Raw genomic sequence first — 18888 nt, 5'->3', positions numbered from 1 at the left:
CTCGACTCCGTCGCGTTGTGCGGTCGGGCGGCAGCGGGTGCCGCCCGACCCGCTGGTCTAGTTGTTGCCCTGGTCGTGCGGGACGGTGACGGTGACGGTGCAGCCGACCGGACGGCCGACCTCGTCGTGACCGGCGTACGTGAGGTGGTAGACCCGGTCCCCGCCGTCGCCGGCCCGCTCCGCCCTCAGTTCGCCGCTGGTGTCCGGCGCGCCCGTGGCGAAGCCGCTGACGTCCGCGGGGTCGCCGCCGGTCACGCCGGTCAGGGCGAACGCGTTCGGGCCGAGCACGCCGTCGCGCAGGTCCACCGTCACGGCGACGTCGACCAGTTCGTGGTTCGGCGGCCACAGGACGGGTCGGTCCACCGCGCAGTCGAGCTGCCGTACGGGCACGGGGTCGGCCAGGGTCGCGGTGGCGTGCCCGATGGTCGCGGTGAGCCGGCCGCCGGCCTCGTAGTACATGTGCGCGGTCCGGCCGTCGAAGTAGAACGTCGGCGCGGCCGACCGGCCGAGGTCGGGTGCGCCGGCCATCGAGTCGTGCACGATGCCGAGGTGGATCTCCTGGTCGAAGTCCTCGCCGACGTCCACCGCGTGCATGTTGCCGTCGGCGGCGTGGAAGATCACCAGGTTGCGGTCGTTCCAGCGCAGGAAGAACGGCCCTGAGGCGTTCGGGCCTTCGCCGCCCTGGGGGGTGACGATCGGTTCGGGTTGCATGGCCCAGGTCCGGGCGTCGTTGGAGACCGCCCAGCGGATGCGCCGCGACACCGGGCCGGTCGGTCCGGGCAGCGCCGCGGTGGGGTTGTCCATGAAGAGCATCAGGTACCGGGTGCCCAGGCGCGGCACGGACTGCTCGAACACCCGGGCGTAGGAGGTCTCGCCGCCGGTCGTCTCGTTCCGGCTCACCGCGGTGCCGCCGTAGCTGAAGTGGATGCCGTCGTCGGAGGTGGCGTAGCGGGTGATGGAGTTCTCGCCGTGGAAGTAGAGGAACAGCTTGCGCTCGCCCTCGATCCACACCGCGTGCGGTGAGGAGACGTGGCTGACCGTGGAGTAGTGCGGCAGCCAGGTGTTGCTGATCAGCGGGTTGGCGTCGTACTCGGTCCACGGGCCGTCGAGCGAGTCGGAGTAGGCCAGGGCGATCCCGCCGGGCCGCTCGTGGGGGGCGTAGTACAGGTAGTAGGTACCGAGCGGGTCGGAGAAGTAGTCGGCGGCCCGGATGACACTCGGGAAGATGAACTCGTTGGTCGGTAGTCAAGGGTGCTCTTGTCGAACGCGGTGCCCGCGTAGGTGAACCGGGGAAAGTCGAGGCCCGGCTCCGCGGCGGCCGGGGCGGCGCCGGCGGTCGCCAGGACAGCGCGTCGGGATGATGCGGCGGGTGGTCTCGTCATGCGTCTTCCTTTTCGATCGGGTCGCTCGGACGCTGGGCCGCCCCGACGGACGGTTGCCGGACGCGCGGCCCGGCCAGGCGGCGGCACGGGAGGGGTCGCCCTCCCGCCCGCGGTGCGCGGCAGGGCGGCACCGAGCACACGAGGTAACTTTCAGTAACGACAAAGGGGTCCCGACCGGCCGGCGATCCGTCCGGTCGCGGCGCTAATGCGTATTAGCACCGATGTTTCTCGAATGTTGCGCGCGCGGGAGGGCCACTGTCAAGAGGCCCGGCCGCCTCTCCCCCGACACCGGGCGCAGCTCCGGCGGCCAGCGGCCCGGATCGGCCGAGCAAGCTCTGCCGGTTCGGGCTAATGCGCATTACTCCAGGGAGTTCATCTCGTCGAAATCTCCGTTCACCCTCTTGACACAGGTCGGTCGACGCGCCAGGCTCCTTCCCAACGCCGAGCGCTAATACGCATTAGCCGCACCGGAAGGACCCCCCGTGGCCGCTCCCCCCAAACGCGTCACTCAACGTGACATCGCGCGGTTGGCTGGTGTCAGTCAGGCGACCGTGTCCCTGGTGCTCAACAACCGGGCCGACGCCGACATCCGCATCGCGCCGGAGACCCGCGACCGGGTGCTGCGGGTCATCGCCGAGACCGGGTACGTCGCCGACCCCGTGGCCCGCCGACTCGCCTCGCGGTTCAACCGGATCATCGGCGTCTTCACCTACGAGCCCGCCTTCCCCAGCGGCAGCCGGGACTTCTTCCACCCGTTCCTGCTCGGCATCGAGGAGTACGCCGAGCGGGTCGGCTGCGACCTGCTGCTGTTCACCAGCGCACCGGTGGTCGACGGTCGGCGACGCATCTTCCACCACGACAACCGGCTGCGCCTGGCCGACGGGTGCATCCTGCTCGGGCGCGAGATCGACAGCACGGAACTCCAGCGGCTCAACCGCGACGGATACCCGTACGTCGCCGTCGGCCGCCGCGACGACGCCGGCGGGCCGGTGCCCTACGTCGGCGCCGACTACGCGGCGGCGGTGACCCGGCTCGTCGAGCTGGCGCTGCGGCGCGGTCACCGGCGCCTGGCCTACGTGGGCATGGGCATGACCGCCGAGTCCTCGGCGGACCGCCGCGACGGGTACCTGGCCGCCGCGGCGCCCGCGGAGAGCGCCCGCCAGCTGGCCATGGCCGCCGGGGACGCCGACACGAGCCTCGACGAACTGCTGGCCGACGGGACCACCGTCGCCTTCGTGGAGGACTTCGCCACGGCGGTGGCGCTGGAGTCGGCCGCCCGCCGGCGCGGGCTGAGGGTGCCGGGGGACCTGTCGATCCTGACCCTCGGCGACCCGACGGTCCCGGTCCCGACCGAGATGGCGTTCACCGGGTTCCGCATCCCCCGGGAGGAGATGGGCCGGCAGGCGGCCGAGGTGCTGACCGGGGTCATCGACGGCAGCGTGGGCGGCCTCCAGCAGCGACTTCTCCCCTGCGAACTCGTCGAGGGCGACACCCTCGGCACCCCTGATCCGGCGGTCGACCGCCGCTGAGCGGACGGCCGCGCAACTGGAAGGAAGCAAGTGGTACTTATGCGTGCGGATGTCCTCGTCGTCGGGGGCGGACTGGGTGGCGTCGCCGCGGCACTGGCCGCGGCCCGGGCCGGCCGGTCCGTCATCCTGACCGAGGAGTTCGACTGGCTCGGCGGGCAGCTCACCAGCCAGGCCGTCCCGCCGGACGAGCACTCCTGGATCGAGCAGTTCGGCGCCACCGCCAGCTACCGGGCCCTGCGCAACGGCATCCGTGACTACTACCGTCGCCACTACCCGCTGACCGAACGCACCCGGGCCTGGACCGACCTCAACCCGGGCGCGGGCTGGGTGAGCCGGCTCTGCCACGAGCCCCGGGTGGCCGTGGCCGTCCTCGAGGAGATGCTCGCCCCGTACCGGGGATCGGGGCGGCTGCGGGTGCTGCAGCCGTACCGGCCGGTCTCCGCCGAGACCGACGGGGACCGGGTGACCGGTGTCACCCTGGCGCACCGGGACCGGGACGAGCGGATCGAGGTGGTCGCGCCGTACGTCCTGGACGCCACCGAGACCGGTGAGCTGCTGCCGCTGACCGGCACCGAGTACGTCACCGGGTTCGAGTCGCAGGGCGAGACCGGTGAGCCGAGCGCACCGGCCGAGGCGCAGCCGCTGAACATGCAGGCCGTGTCGGTCTGCTTCGCGATCGACCACGTCGACGGCGACCACACCATCGACCGCCCCGCCGGGTACGACTTCTGGCGCGACTACAAGCCGGACTTCTGGGGTGACCGGCTGCTGTCCTGGCGGTCGCCGCACCCGCGCACGTTGGAGATCGTCGACCGCAGCTTCACCCCGAACCCCGACGACGACCCGTTGAGCGTCAACGCCGACCAGCGCCTCAACCCCGGTGACGGCAACCTGTGGACGTTCCGGCGGATCGCCGCGCGGCGCAACTTCACCGACGGGGCGTACGGCAGCGACATCACGCTGGTCAACTGGCCGATGATCGACTACTTCGAGGGTCCGGTGATCGACGTGCCGAACGCGTCGTGGCACCTGGCCAAGGCCCGCGAGCTGTCGTACTCGGTGCTCTACTGGATGCAGACGGAGGCGCCCCGGCCGGACGGCGGCACCGGCTTCCCCGGCCTGCGACTGCGCGGCGACGTGACCGGCAGCCGGGACGGCCTGGCGCAGGCGCCCTACATCCGGGAGTCCCGCCGCATCCGGGCCGAATACACGGTGGTGGAGCAGGACCTCTCCCTCGCGGTGCGGGGCGAGCACGGCGCGGTGTCCTACCCCGACTCGATCGGCGTGGGAATGTACCGCATCGACCTGCACCCGTCCACCGGCGGCGACAACTACATCGACGTCGGCTCCTGCCCGTTCGAGATCCCGCTCGGTGCGCTGATCCCCCAGCGGGTGGAAAACCTGCTGCCGGCCGGCAAGAATATCGGCACCACGCACATCACCAACGGCAGCTACCGGCTGCACCCCGTCGAGTGGAACGTCGGCGAGGTCGCCGGCCTGCTCGCCGACTTCTGTCTGGCGCGGGGCGAGTCCCCGCGCGCGGTCCGCGGCACCCCCCGCCTGCTGGCCGAGTTCACTGACCGCGTCTCGGCCGCCGGCGTGGAATGCCGCTGGCCGCAGATCGCGGGCTACTGAAACCCCCGTGAGGAGAAGATAGTGAAACCAGGAAAGGGTCTGGGCGTTGTCGCCGCGGCGCTGGCCGGCGTCCTCGCGCTGTCCGCCTGCGGCGGCGGCGAGGCGAAGGACAAGGGCCCGGCCAGTCTGCGGATGACCATCTGGTCGGCCAACGAGGCGCACCTGAAGCTGTTCAACGAGATCGCCGACGAGTACCGCAAGAGCCACCCGGACGTCGCCGAGATCAAGTTCGACCCCATCCCGTTCGAGAACTACACCACCACCCTGACCACCCAGATCGCCGGTGGGAACGCACCCGACCTGGCGTGGGTGATGGAGAACTCGGCACCGGACTTCGTCGCCTCGGGCGCGCTGCTGCCCCTCGACGACACGCTCAAGAAGGCCGACGGCTACCAGTACGACAACCTCTCCCCCGCCACCCTCAAGCTCTGGCAGAACGACGGCAAGCTGTACGCGTACCCGTTCTCCACCTCGCCGTTCGGCGTGTTCGTCAACACCGACCTGCTCAAGAAGTCCGGGCAGAAGACCCCGGCCGAGCTGATCGCGGCCGGACAGTGGAACTGGGAGAACGCGCTGGCGACCGCCGGCGCCACGCAGCAGGCCACCGGCAAGGCCGGCCTGGTGATCCGGGACTTCGACTACCGGACCTGGGACAACCTGGCGAGCTTCTGGACGGGCTGGGGCGCCCAGGCCTGGAGCGCGGACGGCAAGAGCTGCGGCTTCGCCAGCCCGGAGATGGTCGAGGCGATGACCACGCTGCACAAGGCCATCTTCACCATGAAGGCGCTGCCCGGCCCGGGCACGACCGCCGACTTCTTCGCCGGTGACGCCGCCATGACGATCACCCAGATCTCCCGCGCCTCGCTGCTGAAGGACGACGGCTTCGCCTGGGACCTGGTCCCCCTGCCGGCGGGCCCGAAGGGACCGTACGCGGTGGTCGGTCAGGCCGGCCTCGGGGTGATGAAGAAGAGCCCGCACGCCGACGTCGCCGCCGACTTCCTCGCGTTCTTCACCAACCCCACCAACTCCGCCAAGCTCGCCCAGTTCTTCCCGCCGCCGCGCCAGTCGCTGCTGACCGCGGAGAACCTCGCCAAGACGAACCCGAGGCTCAAGCCGGAACAGCTGCAGAAGGTCGTCATCGAGGGCATCACCAACGGTGTCGTCAAGCCCAGCCACGTGGGACAGGCCGAGCTGAGCCAGCAGGTTCGCGCTGGGCTCGACCCGCTGTGGAAGCCGGACGCGGACGTCAAGGCCGTCCTGGACGGGGTCTGCGCCAAGATCCAACCGCTGCTGGCGAAGTAGGCAACCGATCATGACCCGTACGGACACCAGGGTGGGCCCGGTCGAGGCCCGGCCCGCCCTGGTCCCGGCGCGGCGATTCTGGACCAGCCGCCGCCGTGACCAGCTCACCGGTTACCTCTTCATCACCCCGCAACTGCTCGGCAGTGTCGTGTTCGTGATCCTGCCGCTGATCCTCGTGGTCTGGTACAGCCTGCACGAGTGGAACGTACTGGCCGGGACCTTCGACTTCGTCGGCACGGACAACTACCGGGCGCTCGCCGAGGATCCCAACCTCGGCGCGGTGCTGCGGGCCACCGGGCTGTTCTCCATCGGGCTGGTGGTGTTGAATCTCGGGCTGGCGTTGCTGCTGGCCGTCCTGCTCAACCAGAAGCTGCGGGGCACCATCCTGTTCCGCACCCTCTTCTTCTCCCCCGTGGTGGTCTCGTTGGTGGCCTGGACCATCGTGTGGGGCTTCCTGTTGCAGGACAACGGCGGAGTGAACGGCCTGCTCGACACGATGGGCGTGGACGGGCCGAACTGGCTGCGCGGCGAGGGCACGGCGACGCTGTCGGTGATCGTCGTGCAGGCGTTCAAGAACGTCGGCCTGAACATGGTGCTGTTCCTGGCTGCCCTGCAGGGCGTGCCGGCGAATCTGTACGAGGCCGCGGAGATGGACGGGGCGAGCCGGATGCGCCAGTTCGGGCTGATCACCGTACCGCTGATCAGCCCGACCATCCTGCTCACGTCGATCATCACCGTGGTCGGGTCGTTGCAGGTCTTCGCGCAGATCGCGGTGCTGACCCAGGGCGGGCCCGGCACCTCGACGACCGTGCTCGTCTACTACCTCTACCAGCAGGCGTTCCAGTTCCACCACTTCGGCTACGGCGCCACCCTGTCGATCGTGCTGTTCGTCATCGTGCTCGCGCTCACCGTGCTGCAGTGGCAGATGCGCAAGAGATGGGTCTTCCATGAATCGTGACCTGTCGCAACGGACCAAGCTGGCGCTCTACGGGGTGCTGCTGGTCCTGGCGATCCCGTTCGTGTTCCCGACCTGGTGGATGGTCACCTCGTCGCTGAAGCCCGTGGCGGACATCTTCGCCTTCCCACCGCAGCTGTTGCCGGTCGACCCGCGACTCGACGCCTACCGCCGGGTGTTCGAGTTGCAGCCCTTCGGTCAGCAGTACGTCAACAGCCTCTACATCGCGCTGGTGGTCACCGTGGGCACCCTGGCCGTGTCGGCGCTGGCCGGGTACGCCTTCGCGCGGATCCGGTTCCGCGGCCAGAACCTGCTGTTCCTCGTCGTCCTCGCGGGCCTGCTCATCCCCAGCGAGGTGACGATCGTGCCGCTGTTCCAGATGTTCTTCAAGCTCGGGCTGATCGACACCCACTGGCCGCTGATCCTGGTGCCGATCTTCGGGGCGCCGAGCGTGCTGGCGACGTTCATCATGCGGCAGTTCTTCATCAGCCTCCCCAACGAACTGGAGGAGGCGGCCCGGGTCGACGGGCTGGGCCGCTTCGCCACCTTCTGGCGGGTCGCCCTGCCGCTGTCGCGGCCCGCGCTGGGCGCGGTGGCCATCTTCACCTTCCTGCACAGCTGGAACCTGTACCTGGAGCCGATCGTGTTCCTCTCCTCGCCGGAGAAGTTCACCCTGCCGCAGGCGCTCACCCAGTTCGTCGACGCGTACGGCGGCCCGATGTGGGACGTCCAGCTCGCGGCGGCGTCGATGACCGCGCTGCCGGTGCTGGTGGTGTTCGTCATCGCCCAGAAGCAGTTCGTCGAGGGCCTGGCGCACACCGGCCTCAAGGGATGACGGCATCGGTCGGCGTCGACGTCGGCGGCACCAGGACGGCGGCGGCGCCGGTCGACCCGGACGGGAAGGTGCGGCAACGCCGGGAGGTGCCCACCCCCGCCCGGTCCGGGCCCGGCTGGCCGCCGACCTGCTCGGCGCGGCCGGCGCCGGGCCGGTCGGGGTGGGCACCGCCGGCGCGGTCGACCCGGCGGCGGGCGGCATCCGGTACGCCACCGACAGCCTGCCCGGCTGGGCCGGCACCACGGTCGCCGACGCGCTGGCCGCACCGGAGCCCTCCCGGCCGCCCTGGTTACTCCCACTGGGCCCCGGTGAAGGAGGACACCTGCCCGTAGGTACTGGGCGGTCCCGTCGCACACCGTTCCGGCGGAGCCGACGATGCCGCCCCAACGCCGGCACCTCGGCGAGCGACGGCCACCTCGGCACCCCCAGAGCCCCTGGTGGCGGAAGCGCCAACGGCGGATCGTCGCCCCAGGCGGTGCCGCCGACACCAGCGCGCCGGTGGCGTGGCGGACGTCGCCGCGACACCGGCGCCCCGGCCTGGTGCCGGGTCCGGGGATCAGTGCCGGCCGGTGCAGCCCTGCGTGCCCCAACCGAATGCCAGGTAGATCTGGCAGGCCTGCCCCCAGTAGGTGTACTGGATCATGAGGCTGTACGAGCCCTCCGGCGAGGGCGTGCCGGTGTGGTAGATGACCAGCGGCGTGGTGCTCGTACGGGTCGCGTACCCCTCGATCGAGGCGGCGTACCGGCTGCTGGCCGTGCCCTTCGCCTGCGCCCAGGCGGCGTGGCAGGCCTCCGAGTAGCGCAGGTTGACCTCGTAGCCGACCCAGATCGTGTCGATGGTCCTGGCATCGGCGCCGCAGCCCTGCAGGGCCGGGTCCTGGCCGGTGCAGGTGGAGCTGTAGCACCGGGCCCAGGAGGGGCTGGCGGTGCCGGCGACGCCGCCGGCGATCAGGAGCAGGAGCACGAGGGCGCAGCGGATCACGCGGGTCATGGTCAGGGTCCTTTCACTCGGTGGATCAGGGCAGGGGTGGCAGGAAGGCCAGCGTGGTGGTGAGCGCGGTGGCGTACAGCCCGGCGCCGGCGGTCGTGGGGTGGAAGGACTGGGCGGAGGGCGCGAGGCCGGGTTCGTCGCCAGGGGTCTTGTCCATGACGATCCGGTGGATGCTCTCCGGGTCGCCGCAGAGCGCCTTGCCGGCGAACTCGTCCGTCGGATCGGAGAACCAGATCCGCGGCTGGTCGGGCTGGGCCCGCTGCACCGCCTCGCCGAGGTGGATGTTCAACAGCAGGCCGGCGTAGTTGAGCCAGGCGGCCTCGTACGGGTCGATCACCGGGTACAGGCAGCCACCAAGGTTGTCCAGCAGCTGCGGATAGCCCATCAGCACGATCCTGGCGTTCGGGGCCTTCTCGGCGATCTTCTCGAGCACCCGGACGACGTCGTCCTCGACGGGGCCGGTGATCCGCCGCTCGGTGGCCACCGCGACGGTCTCGCTGTCGCCGTCGAGCTTCGCGTCGGGGCAGGAGTAGAGGCCGGCCTTGTAGAGGCACTCCTTGACGATGTCGCCGAACCTGGCGTCGTTGCCGCCGATCGAGAGGGTGACCAGGGTGGTGTCCTCGTCCAGGAACCCCCGGTCGAGCTGGGAGACCTCCCCGTACTGCCCCTGGCCGCCGGCGGTGCCGGGCAGCAGGTTGACCGTCCTCGCGCCCGAGCAGGCGAGCAGGTGGTGGTCGAGCTGGGCGTCCCAGCTGTCGGCGCGGGCACCCACGGACCGGCTGGTGTCGTCGGGGAGGACGGCCTGACGGGACCAGGCGAGCCGGGACCGGTGGCAGGCGTTGCGGATGGCGGAGTCGCCGCCGTTGTTGTCGCTCTCCGGGTAGTAGTCCACACCGCCGGCCGCGGAGGCGCCCTCGCCGGAGGCGTACGAGTCGCCGAGCGACACCACGACGTTGCGTGGCTTCGCCGGCAGGGGCTGGATCGCGACGGCGTCGAAGGCGACGTCCTCGCTGCCGTCGCCGTCGTTGGTGTGGGTGCTGAGCCGGACCTGCGGCGTCCCGGCGAACGGGAGGGCGCCGAGCGACACCCAGCGGTGCTGCATGGTGCGTTGCAGGACGACCCGGCTTCTGGTCCCGTTGCCGAGCTCGATGTCGTAGCGGGCCTGCTGGGTGTGGGCGCCGTGGTCGGGCAGGTGCACCAGGACCCGGGCCCACCCGTCGACGCGCCGGTTCAGCGTCCAGGTGCCGGTGACCGCCATCCGGTTGCCCTCGTTGTCCGCCATGTCGGGCCGGCGGGTGTGGCCGAACCAGAAGTGCCCGCCGAAACCCCCTCCCACCTGGTGGAAGTCCACCTTCGAGGGGTACGTGCCGTTGGCGTCGCCGGCGAACGCCAGGGAGAACGTGCCCTGACTGGTCCACGGGTGTCCGCATCCCGGGCGGACGCTCGGCACGGAGTCGGGAACGTCGTCGATGATCAGCGCCCCGGCCGGCAGGCCGGTCAGGTCGCACTTCGGCGGGTAGCTGGTGCCGTCCGGCTGCTCGGGATACGTCTCGTCGAAGCGGAGCAGCTCGAACCCGCACTCCCCCGCCGCGCAGTCCTTCCAGCTCGTGGCGGTGTGGAACCAGCAGCGCAGGTCGTAGCGCCCGGCGGTGTCGCGGTGCGCGCAGGGCCCCGCGGGCTCGCCGACGACGTCCGGGGCGCTGGGCTCGAAGACGCTGCCCGGGTGGCAGTCGTTGGTGGCGTCGCAGAACTGGTCCACGGGCGGCTTGACCGTCGCCCGGTTCGCGGTGCTGGTCCACCAGGCGGGCCGGTAGCCGGCGATCAGGGTGTCCGGGGCGACCACCGACTCGATCGGGTGACCGGCCCAGCCGAGGACCTTCTCCTGGTACGGCCACCGCTGCGGCCGGGCCGCGTCGCCGTAGCCGTACTCGAGGAAGGGCAGCCGGTCGGCCGGGTAACGGGGGTTGGCGGGGTTGTTGGCCCAGCCGACGCCCCACGGCTCGCCCGGGGCGCCCTGCGGGTAGAAGCCGGTGTTGTACGCCCAGAGGGCGAAGAACCAGTTCTCGAGGCCGGAGGGATCGCCGTCGTTGACGACCATGCCGGCCTGCCTGGTCTGGTTCCACTTCCCGACGAGGATCTGGAGCCCGGCGGCGATGTTGGTGGTGTAGTCGAGCGCGACGGCCCGCTGCTTCACCGGGTCCAGCAGGACCTCGCCCTCGCGGGCGTGGCCGCTGCGGCGCATCCCGTCGGTGACCTGGGCGACGCCGTATCCGCAGTCGGCGTCGTCCCAGTGGATGTCCCAGTCGTCGGCGTCGTTGTCGTCGTAGATCCGCCGGCCGTAGTAGTTGCCGATGAGGGGGTTGGCGGTGACCCCGGGCAGGGCCACGGGGGACGCCTGCCACAGGTTGCTCTCCTGGGTGAGGATGCCGAGCATCACCTGCGCCGGCACCCGGCCGCCGCCGGCGAGCGCGGGCCGCGGAAACATCCCCTGCGGGGACCAGGCGGGCAGGCCGGAGCGCCTCCAGTCGGCCGGCCGGGTCATCGTCAGGTTCCCGGTCACCGCCTGGTCGGTGGCCCACTCCACCTGCCGGGGGGTGGGCTGGTAGACCTGGGTGCGGGCATCGTTGCGGGGCACCGAGCAGGTCCGGTCGTCGTCGACCGGGTCGGTGGCCGAGGCGCTGGCGACCCCCAGCCGCTGCCCGTCGCCGGCGAGGGCGGGGCTGGTGACGCGGCCGGTCGCGGACGCGCCGGCGGGGGTGACACCGAAGCGTACGGGCCGGGCCGTGGGCACGACGGTGGCGTCGATGCGGATCCGCCGGGGCCCGACCGGGTCGGCGACGGGGGCCCGAGGGTCCGGCTGGTCGGCGCGTACCACGCCGGTGACGGCGAGCTGCCCGGTGGAGGACAGGACCGCGTCCCGTGCGGTGGCCACCGCGCGGATGCTGGCGGGGAGCCGTCCGACGTGGTCGGGCCGGCCGGTGAGGAAGACCCGGCCACCGATCGGGGAGGCCGTGCCGAGCTGACCGAGCCGACCGACGGCGAGGGTGGCCGCGGCCGGGCCGGGGCGCGCCGCCGCGCGGGACAGCCGGATCCGATCGCCGGCCCGGTCGGCGTAGACGACGGCGTCCGGCCCGTCGGCGGCCAGGTGGAACGGCACGTTGGTGGCGCGTACCAGACCGGCGCGCCGCAGGCCCGAACCGGGCCCGGTGGCGGTGAACCGGACCAGGGCCGATCCGTGGGCGGCCACGATGCCGTCGCGGACCGGCACCGCCGAGGTGAGCTCGCCGTCGAGGACGTGCTCGGCGGTGACGCGCGGGCGGGCCGCGTCGACCGTGGCGAGCCGGGTCCGGGCGGGTCCGTCGGCCGGGGCCCGGAACGAGGTGAGCACCGCGGTCTCGCCGGCGCCGCAGCCCGGGCTGAAGTACGCGAGGGTGGACTGGACGGGCAGCTTGGTCACGGCGCCGGTGCGCAGGTCGACCACCGCGGTGAATCCGCCGCGGTCGAACAGGTCGCCGGAGTTGGTGAAGGTGCGGGGCGCGTAGGCCACGACGGCCCGCCGGCCGGAGCCGGTGACGCACATGTTGCCGATCCACTGGTCGGCGTCGAAGCCGGGTTCGGCCAGCGTCGCGACCGTCCGCCAGGCGTACCCGTCGCTCATGCCGGCGGAGAGCACGTGCAGTCCGTTGGCGTCGCCGGTGGTGAGCAGAATCCGGTCGTCGCCGCCGGCCCACCCCTTGGGCAGCAGCCGGTCGCGGTCGGCCGGGGCGATGGCGGGCGGGTCGGGCCGCACCGCCGCCGAGCCGGGCGCGCCGGGCGCCGGCGCGGGCGCGGCGCCGGCGGGTAGGTGGCCCGCGGGTACGGCCACGGCCAGGGCCAGCAGCGAGGCGGCCGGCCCGAGCAGCCTGCGGGTCCTCATCGGGCCACGCACCCCGGGTCGTACCAGCCCTTGTAGACGCCGTCGATGTACAGGTGCGTGCCGCCGCAGACGCTGTGGCCGGGGGTCGCGTCGATCATGTACGTCCAGGTGTTGGGAGCGAGGTGTCCGGCGAAGCCGACGCTCGGGCCGCCCGGGTTCCACGCCGATCCGGAGTAGCCCTGGTTGCCGATGCCCGGGTAGACGGTCAGCCGCATCCAACCGGCCCGGCAGGTACGCGAGTAGCGCAGGGTGATCCGGAAGCTGGCCTTCTGCTCCACCTTGTATTCGCGGCTGAGCAGGTCGTCGACGATGCCGCCGGTGCAGTTGCCCTCGGGGTTCTTGCCGAAGCACCCGGCTCCGTCGCAGTAGGCGGCCTGCGCCGGGGCGGCTGCCGCGACGGACGCGCCGGCGACGGCGACGAGGATGGCGACGACGAGCGCGCTGATTCGTGTTCGCACTGTGGACTCCTTGCGGACGACGGAACGATGAGGGAGAAGCCGAGCCGGACGACCGGCTCGCGTGGTCCTCAGTCTGCGCACCGCGGCGGTTGTCCAGGCCGGTCGGCGATTTATCGCCTGCCGCGGAGGCGGCGCTCGTCCTCCGCCGGCTGGGTCCGCCGGCCGCAAGGCCGCCGTCCGTCGCCTCTCCGGGACACCGTCGGGGTCCCACCGCCGTCGAATGTGGACACATCCTGGCTGGTCGGGCCCTGCGGCGAGCCGGACGCGCGTGCCACCATGTCCGCATGGGACAGGCGTTGACCGACGCAGTCGCGCGGCGATACGAAAGGTACTTCCGGGACCGGGAGCCGGTGCCGTTCGAGGTCGTGACCCGCGACGGCGTCACCCACGCCTTCGGGGTCACCGCGACCGCGCCACCCAGGTTCAGTCTGGTGATCCGTGACGAAGTCGGCCACCGCGCGCTGCGCTCGCTCGACCAGCTCCAGGTCGCCCTGGCCTACCTGCACGGCCACCTCGACGTCGAGGGCGACCTGGCCACCGCACTGACGATGCGACGGTTCTTCTCCGACGTGCACCCCATCGCCTTCCTCGCCCGTTGGGCGCCGGCCCTGCTGCACGGGCGCCGTGACCACGACCGCCGATCGATCTCCCGGCACTACGACGAGGAGTCGGAGTTCTTCCTGACCTTCCTCGACAGCCGGCACCGCTGCTACACGGAGGGCGTGTTCGCGCACGACGACGAGGCGCTCGAGGACGCGGTGACCCGGAAGTTGGACCTCGCCCTGGAGGCCGTCCAGGTCGGCCCAGGCGACCGGGTGCTGGAGGTCGGCGGCGGGTGGGGCGCGTTCGCGGAGCACGCGGCGCGACGGGGGGTGCGCGTCACCACCGTCACGCTGGCTGCCGAGTCCGAGCGGTACCTCACCCGGCTGTTCGCCCGGGAGGATCTGCCGGTCACCGTGGTACGGGAGCATTTCCTGCGCTACACCGCCGCCGAGCCGTACGACGCGATCGTGAACATGGGCGTCACCGAACACCTGCCCGACTACCGGGCCACCCTCCGCGCGTACGCCCGCCTGCTGCGTCCCGGCGGGCGGGTCTACCTCGACGCCCTCGCCATGCGCCGCAAGCAGCACCTGTCCACCTTCTTCAAGAAGCACGTCTATCCCGGGAACTCGGCCCCCCTGCTGCTGCACTCGTACCTGCGGCAGGTGGCCCGCTCGCCGTTCGAACTGCTCGACCTCGAGGACGACCGGCACAACTACTTCCTGACCTGCCGTGCCTGGGCACAGCGGCTGGACGCGCGGCGCGACGAGATCATCGCCCGCTGGGGCGAGTCGCTGTACCGACGCTTCCGGATCTTCCTCTGGGGGTCGGCCGCCGGCTTCGAGACCGGGCTCGTCCAGGCGTACCGCTGGTCGCTGCGCCACGCCCCGGCTCATCCCGCCTGACGATCGTCACCCGCGCACCACAGCCGCCCAAAGGTCGAGGGAGGTCGCCGCTCCCCCGGCGAACAACCGGACGGCACCTCGCTCGCCGCTGCGGAAGGGACCCGTACCAGCACAGCAGGAGGTGTGTCGTGCCACGACCCGAGCGTCCCCTCGACCCGGAACGCGACCCCTTGCACGCGTTCGCGGCCCGGCTGCGGCAACTGCGCGCCGCGGCGGGCAACCCGACGTACGCGGCGATGGCCCGCCGCGCCGGACGCTCCCAGACCGCACTCGCCGGCGCCGCCGGCGGGACGCAGCTGCCGACGTGGGACACCGTCACCGCCTACGTCACCTGCTGCGGCGGCGACCCCGACGACTTCCTGTCCGCCTGGGAGCACCTGCGGGATCTGCGGGACGGCACGGCGCTGCCCGAACCCGCCACCCGCACCGACCCCGTGTCCGGGCTGGCGAACCTGCCCCGGCCACCTGTACCGATCTTCTGCGGACGCGACGCCGAGCTCGCCTTCCTGGCGGCGCACCTGCACCCGGGGCCGGCCGGCGCCGGACCGGCACTGGGCATCGCCCTGCACGGGCTGGGCGGCGTCGGTAAGACGGAGTTGGCGCTGCAGTTCACGCACGCGGCCCGGGAGCGCTTCGCGTTGACCTGGTGGATCACCGCCGACACCGGCGACAACCTGGCCGCGGGCCTGGCGGCCCTCACCCGGGCACTCAACCCCGGGTGGCCCGCCGCTGCCGGACTGGCCGACGCCGCGGCGTGGGCCACCCAGTGGCTCGCCTCGCACGCCGACTGGCTGCTCGTCCTCGACAACGTCAACGACCCGGAGACCATCGAGACCCTGGCGGCCGCGGCCAAGGACGGCCGGCTGCTCGTGACCAGCCGCCGGGACGTCGACTGGATCGCGCTCGGCCTCACGCCGCTGCCGCTCGGCCCCCTGACCCGCCACGCCAGCGTCGACCTGCTCCGGCGCTGGTCCGGGCGTACCGCCGAGCCGGCCGACACCACCGGCCTGGCCTCGGACATGGGCGATCTTCCGCTGGCGCTCCGGCAGGCCGCGGCCTACCTGCTCGAACGCCCGACCGTTTCGCTCGTCGAATACCGGGCCCGGCTCGCCCGCCGGCCACTACGCCTCCTCGAGACGCACCACCGGACCTACGGATACGACCATCCCGTCGCCCGCACCTGGCACGTCACCGTGGAGGCGCTCACCGACGAGGACGCCGCCGCCGGCCGGCTCCTCGACCTGATCGCATACCTCGCACCCGACGAGATCCCCCTGGACCTGCTCCACGCACCCGGCGCCGACCCCTGGGACGTCGAGGACACGGTGGCGCTCGTCGCCTCGTACAGCATGGTGAGCCGGAGACCCGCCGGGATCGCGGTGCACCGGCTCGTCCAGACCATGACCCGCGCCAGCCACTCCGGCCCGGAGCACGCCAGGGCGGCCGCGACCGCGGTCATGGCCGCGGCGCCCGACGGCGACCCGGAGACCTTCGTACCCGGCTGGCGGCAGTGGTCCTGGCTGGCGGCGCACGTCGACGCGCTCGCCGGGCACCTCGCCTCGATCGACATGCTCCGCCAGGACACCGGGCTGCTGTTGACCGCCGCCGCCCTGTTCAACCGCTGCGCCATCTACCACCGCGGCCAGGGCCGCTACCACACCGCGGTGTCGCTGTTCGAGCAGTCCTTCGCGATCCGCACCCGCCACCTCGGCCCGGACCATCCCGACACCCTCACCTCCTGGTACGGCCTCGGCGGCGGCTACTGGTCCATCGGCCGGTACGCCGAGTGCCTCGCCATCGGCGAGGCGACCCTCGCCGCCCGCCGCCGGGTGCTGGGCGCGGAACACCCGGACACGCTGCGGAACGCGAGCAACATCGCGGTCGGCTACCGGGAACTCGGCCGGCACGACGAGGCCATCGCCCTGAGCGAGGAAACCCTGGCCGCCAGGCGCCGCGTCCTCGGCCCGGACCACCCCGACACCCTCCAGTCGTGCAACAACCTGGCCGGCTGCTACCGCGCGGTGGGCCGCCACGCCGAGGCGATCGTCCTGTACGAGCGGACCCTCGCCGCCCGTCGACGCTCCCTCGGCGACCAGCACCCCGACACGCTCCAGTCGTGCAACAACCTGGCGGGCGGCTACCAGGCGATCGGCCGGCACGCCGACGCGATCGTGCTGCACGAGTCGACCCTCGCCATCCGTACCCGGCTCCTCGGACCGGAGCACCCGGACACGCTGCACTCGATGTCCAACCTGGCGGCGGCGTACGAGGCGGTCGGCCGGCTCGCCGAGGCGATCACGCTGCACCGGGCCGCCCTGGCCGGGCGCGAGAAGATCCTCGGCCCCCAGCACCCGGACACGCGGCGCGCGGCGCGACGACTCGCCGCGCTGCGGCACCGTGGCGCGGCCGTGAACCCGCGAACCGCCTGAACGATCCTCGCCACTGCGACGACGGCGGCTACCCGGCGCAACAGGTCCGGCTGCTGCGCCCAGTCCCCGTCACGCCAGCACGGCGGACCACCCTCAGCCCCGGCACAGGGGCACGTCCGGCTCGACGACGGTCCGGTTGACGATGTCCTTCTTGAGGAAGTCCGCTTCCTTCGGGATATCGACGTTCAGCACCTTCTCGATGGCCGGTCGAGTTCACGCATCCCGTCTACGCGTCGACGGTCCGCTCGGCCATCTCGCCCGGGGCCCGCCGCCGGCTGCACCGCGCGCCCGCCCGCGCCACAGCGCTTACCCCGCAGCAGGATGCAGCCGGCCGCGGCCGGCTGCGCCTGTCGGCGGTGCGCTGCCGGTACGACAGCGGAGACTATGCGGCGGCCGGTGCCGGGGCCGAGGCGATAGCCGCCGAGTTCGCCGGTGAACTGCGCGCCGAGTCGCTGTTGCTGCGGGCGATCGTGGCCTGGAGCGCCGACGAGCCCGGCGACGTCGCGGTGGGGGCGGCCGAGCGGGCACTGGCGGCGGCGCCGCCGGACTCACCGTTGGCCGGGCGTGTCCACGCCCATCTGGCCGGGTTCCGCGACGCGCCGGAGCCCGCGCGCCGGCACGCGGAGGCAGAGCGCCGGCGCAGCGAAGAGCAGCACGAGCCCGGCCCCGACGACGAGCGCCCACCGGACGAGCCGACGTCGCCGACGGACCGGCCGGCGGCCGGACCGCCCCGGCGGTTCGGCGGGGCGCGGACCGTCAGCGTGACCGGGCGGACGCGACGCTGAGGGGCCTGGCGTGGCGGTCATCAGCTGATGGCAGGCACCACCTCGACCGGGTCGATTCAGGCGCGCTCGTGGGTGAGGTCGAAGTCCTTCCGCCAGGATCTGCCCCCGTCCTCGGACGCCTCCCAGCGGCCGAGGATCCGGTTCTCCTCGACGTCGGCGATGAACCGCTGGTGGAGGTCCGGGTCCGCACGGGCCAGCGTCCACCGCCCGCCGTCGAAGGTCATCGCGAACTCGCGGCAGACGCCCCGGTCGTCCTGGTAGAGCGCGACGAACCGATCGTTCGCATCACTGCGTCCGAGGACGAGACTCATCTCGGAACGCGGCCGCCCGCCTCCGCCGAACTCAGACCGTACGACCAGTAGCGACTCCCCGAGCCACTCGACCGTGGTCATGCCCGGCACCTCCGTGCCCGGCGGTTCGAGGAACCAGGCGTCCGAGATCGTCGTCGTCCATTCGCCGACGAGCCCGCCGAGCCTCGCCATCTCGCTGTTACGCATCGCTTCCTCCGACCGGTCCGACGCCACCGGAAGCGCCGGCGACCAGGGCCAGCGTATGGCCAGTGCGGTGCACGACGCGTCATCGTCACCGTCGTGGTCACGAAGACGCGAGGTCCGGGCGTAGGGGCGGCCGGATTCGTGGTTACTCCAGCGCAGGCGGGGTACGCGTTTACGACCGCGGGTTGGAGGGGCTTTCTTGCCGACGGCCTATTCGGGAGGAAAAACCGTGTCACGCGAGTACCGGAGAAACCCAGAGGCGATTTCTCGGCTGTCGCCGGAGCAGTACCGGGTCACGCAGGAGGCGGGGACGGAACCGGCCTTCGCCAACGCCTACTGGGACAACGAGGAGCCCGGCATCTACGTCGACATCGTGTCCGGTGAACCCGTCTTCGCTTCCGTCAACAAGTACGACAGCGGCACCGGATGGCCGACGTTCACCATGCCGCTCGAACCGACAAACGTGGTCGAGGTCCGGGACGCGAGCCTCGGCACCGTCCGCACCGAGGTCCGGTCGGCGCACGGGGACAGCCACCTCGGCCATGTCTTCGACGACGGCCCTCCGGAAACTGGCGGGTTGCGTTACTGCATGAACTCGGCCGCCCTTCGCTTCATCCGTCGCGACGACCTTGAACGTGAGGGCTACGGCGAGTACCGCCCGATCTTCGGGTAGCCAGCAGGGCAGGAGTCCCCGCAGCGGGTGCTCGCCCCGGCGGTCACCGGACGGAG

At 72.0% G+C, this 18888-nt stretch carries 14 protein-coding genes; 9 read left to right on the top strand and 5 right to left on the bottom strand.

The window, feature by feature from the left end:
* Positions 1-57: 57 nt before the first annotated feature.
* Positions 58-1011: a hypothetical protein gene (locus ACGFIZ_RS12840; protein WP_393418731.1), complete on the bottom strand. Its 954-nt coding sequence runs from the start codon at positions 1009-1011 to the stop codon at positions 58-60.
* Positions 1012-1864: 853 nt separating this feature from the next.
* Here ACGFIZ_RS12840 and ACGFIZ_RS12835 point away from each other — a divergent pair.
* From ACGFIZ_RS12835 to ACGFIZ_RS12815, 5 genes are read left to right on the top strand one after another with little or no spacing between them, the layout of a single operon-like run.
* The gene (locus ACGFIZ_RS12835) at positions 1865-2911 is read left to right on the top strand and encodes a LacI family DNA-binding transcriptional regulator (protein WP_393418729.1); all 1047 of its coding nucleotides are present in this window, start codon (positions 1865-1867) and stop codon (positions 2909-2911) included.
* A 39-nt stretch (positions 2912-2950) separates the two neighbouring features.
* Positions 2951-4546, top strand: a complete 1596-nt coding sequence (locus ACGFIZ_RS12830; protein ID WP_393418727.1) for an FAD-dependent oxidoreductase — start codon at positions 2951-2953, stop codon at positions 4544-4546.
* 21 nt (positions 4547-4567) lie between these two features.
* A complete protein-coding gene (locus ACGFIZ_RS12825; RefSeq protein WP_393418725.1) occupies positions 4568-5848 on the top strand; it encodes an ABC transporter substrate-binding protein in 1281 nt (426 codons plus the stop codon).
* 10 nt (positions 5849-5858) lie between these two features.
* On the top strand, positions 5859-6806 hold the full coding sequence (locus ACGFIZ_RS12820; RefSeq protein ID WP_393418723.1) for a carbohydrate ABC transporter permease: 948 nt from the start codon (positions 5859-5861) through the stop codon (positions 6804-6806).
* The gene (locus ACGFIZ_RS12815) at positions 6796-7638 is read left to right on the top strand and encodes a carbohydrate ABC transporter permease (protein ID WP_393418721.1); all 843 of its coding nucleotides are present in this window, start codon (positions 6796-6798) and stop codon (positions 7636-7638) included. Before ACGFIZ_RS12820 ends, ACGFIZ_RS12815 begins: the two co-directional genes overlap by 11 nt.
* Before the next feature lie 556 nt (positions 7639-8194).
* Here the strand turns inward: ACGFIZ_RS12815 and ACGFIZ_RS12810 are convergent.
* The 3 genes from ACGFIZ_RS12810 to ACGFIZ_RS12800 are packed head-to-tail and all read right to left on the bottom strand — an operon-like array spanning position 8195 to position 13003.
* Positions 8195-8629, bottom strand: a complete 435-nt coding sequence (locus ACGFIZ_RS12810; RefSeq protein WP_393418719.1) for a DUF2690 domain-containing protein — start codon at positions 8627-8629, stop codon at positions 8195-8197.
* 25 nt (positions 8630-8654) lie between these two features.
* A complete protein-coding gene (locus tag ACGFIZ_RS12805) occupies positions 8655-12545 on the bottom strand; it encodes a GDSL-type esterase/lipase family protein (RefSeq protein WP_393418717.1) in 3891 nt (1296 codons plus the stop codon).
* The gene (locus tag ACGFIZ_RS12800; RefSeq protein WP_393418715.1) at positions 12542-13003 is read right to left on the bottom strand and encodes a hypothetical protein; all 462 of its coding nucleotides are present in this window, start codon (positions 13001-13003) and stop codon (positions 12542-12544) included. The genes ACGFIZ_RS12805 and ACGFIZ_RS12800 overlap by 4 nt, the downstream gene beginning before the upstream one ends.
* Before the next feature lie 284 nt (positions 13004-13287).
* Here ACGFIZ_RS12800 and ACGFIZ_RS12795 point away from each other — a divergent pair, with 284 nt between their 5' ends.
* From ACGFIZ_RS12795 to ACGFIZ_RS12785, 3 genes are all read left to right on the top strand, one after another.
* Complete coding sequence (locus ACGFIZ_RS12795; protein WP_393418713.1) at positions 13288-14451, top strand: class I SAM-dependent methyltransferase; 1164 nt, start codon at positions 13288-13290, stop codon at positions 14449-14451.
* A gap of 128 nt (positions 14452-14579) precedes the next feature.
* Positions 14580-16880 (top strand): tetratricopeptide repeat protein, encoded by a 2301-nt coding sequence (locus ACGFIZ_RS12790; RefSeq protein WP_393418711.1) that lies wholly within the window; start codon positions 14580-14582, stop codon positions 16878-16880.
* A 356-nt stretch (positions 16881-17236) separates the two neighbouring features.
* Positions 17237-17665: a hypothetical protein gene (locus ACGFIZ_RS12785; RefSeq protein ID WP_393418709.1), complete on the top strand. Its 429-nt coding sequence runs from the start codon at positions 17237-17239 to the stop codon at positions 17663-17665.
* A 56-nt stretch (positions 17666-17721) separates the two neighbouring features.
* Here the strand turns inward: ACGFIZ_RS12785 and ACGFIZ_RS12780 are convergent, their stop codons facing one another.
* The gene (locus tag ACGFIZ_RS12780; RefSeq protein ID WP_393418707.1) at positions 17722-18162 is read right to left on the bottom strand and encodes a hypothetical protein; all 441 of its coding nucleotides are present in this window, start codon (positions 18160-18162) and stop codon (positions 17722-17724) included.
* A 226-nt stretch (positions 18163-18388) separates the two neighbouring features.
* Between ACGFIZ_RS12780 and msrB the strand changes: the two genes are divergently transcribed.
* Positions 18389-18832: a peptide-methionine (R)-S-oxide reductase MsrB gene (gene msrB / locus ACGFIZ_RS12775; RefSeq protein WP_393418705.1), complete on the top strand. Its 444-nt coding sequence runs from the start codon at positions 18389-18391 to the stop codon at positions 18830-18832.
* Positions 18833-18888: the final 56 nt, after the last annotated feature.

It is taken from the genome of Micromonospora sp. NPDC048830 (assembly GCF_043198215.1).
In the GTDB taxonomy this organism is placed as follows: domain Bacteria; phylum Actinomycetota; class Actinomycetes; order Mycobacteriales; family Micromonosporaceae; genus Micromonospora.
Note: the sequence above shows the minus strand (reverse complement) of the source record. Positions and strands in the feature narration are given on the sequence as shown.

Bases quoted from the DNA above. Each gene is read 5' to 3' on its own strand.
- ACGFIZ_RS12830 (WP_393418727.1), top strand. From the start codon at position 2,951: ATGCGTGCGGATGTCCTCGTCGTCGGGGGCGGACTGGGTGGCGTCGCC.
- ACGFIZ_RS12820 (WP_393418723.1), top strand. From the start codon at position 5,859: ATGACCCGTACGGACACCAGGGTGGGCCCGGTCGAGGCCCGGCCCGCC.
- ACGFIZ_RS12815 (WP_393418721.1), top strand. From the start codon at position 6,796: ATGAATCGTGACCTGTCGCAACGGACCAAGCTGGCGCTCTACGGGGTG.
- ACGFIZ_RS12810 (WP_393418719.1), bottom strand. From the start codon at position 8,629: ATGACCCGCGTGATCCGCTGCGCCCTCGTGCTCCTGCTCCTGATCGCC.
- ACGFIZ_RS12805 (WP_393418717.1), bottom strand. From the start codon at position 12,545: ATGAGGACCCGCAGGCTGCTCGGGCCGGCCGCCTCGCTGCTGGCCCTG.
- ACGFIZ_RS12795 (WP_393418713.1), top strand. From the start codon at position 13,288: ATGGGACAGGCGTTGACCGACGCAGTCGCGCGGCGATACGAAAGGTAC.
- ACGFIZ_RS12780 (WP_393418707.1), bottom strand. From the start codon at position 18,162: ATGCGTAACAGCGAGATGGCGAGGCTCGGCGGGCTCGTCGGCGAATGG.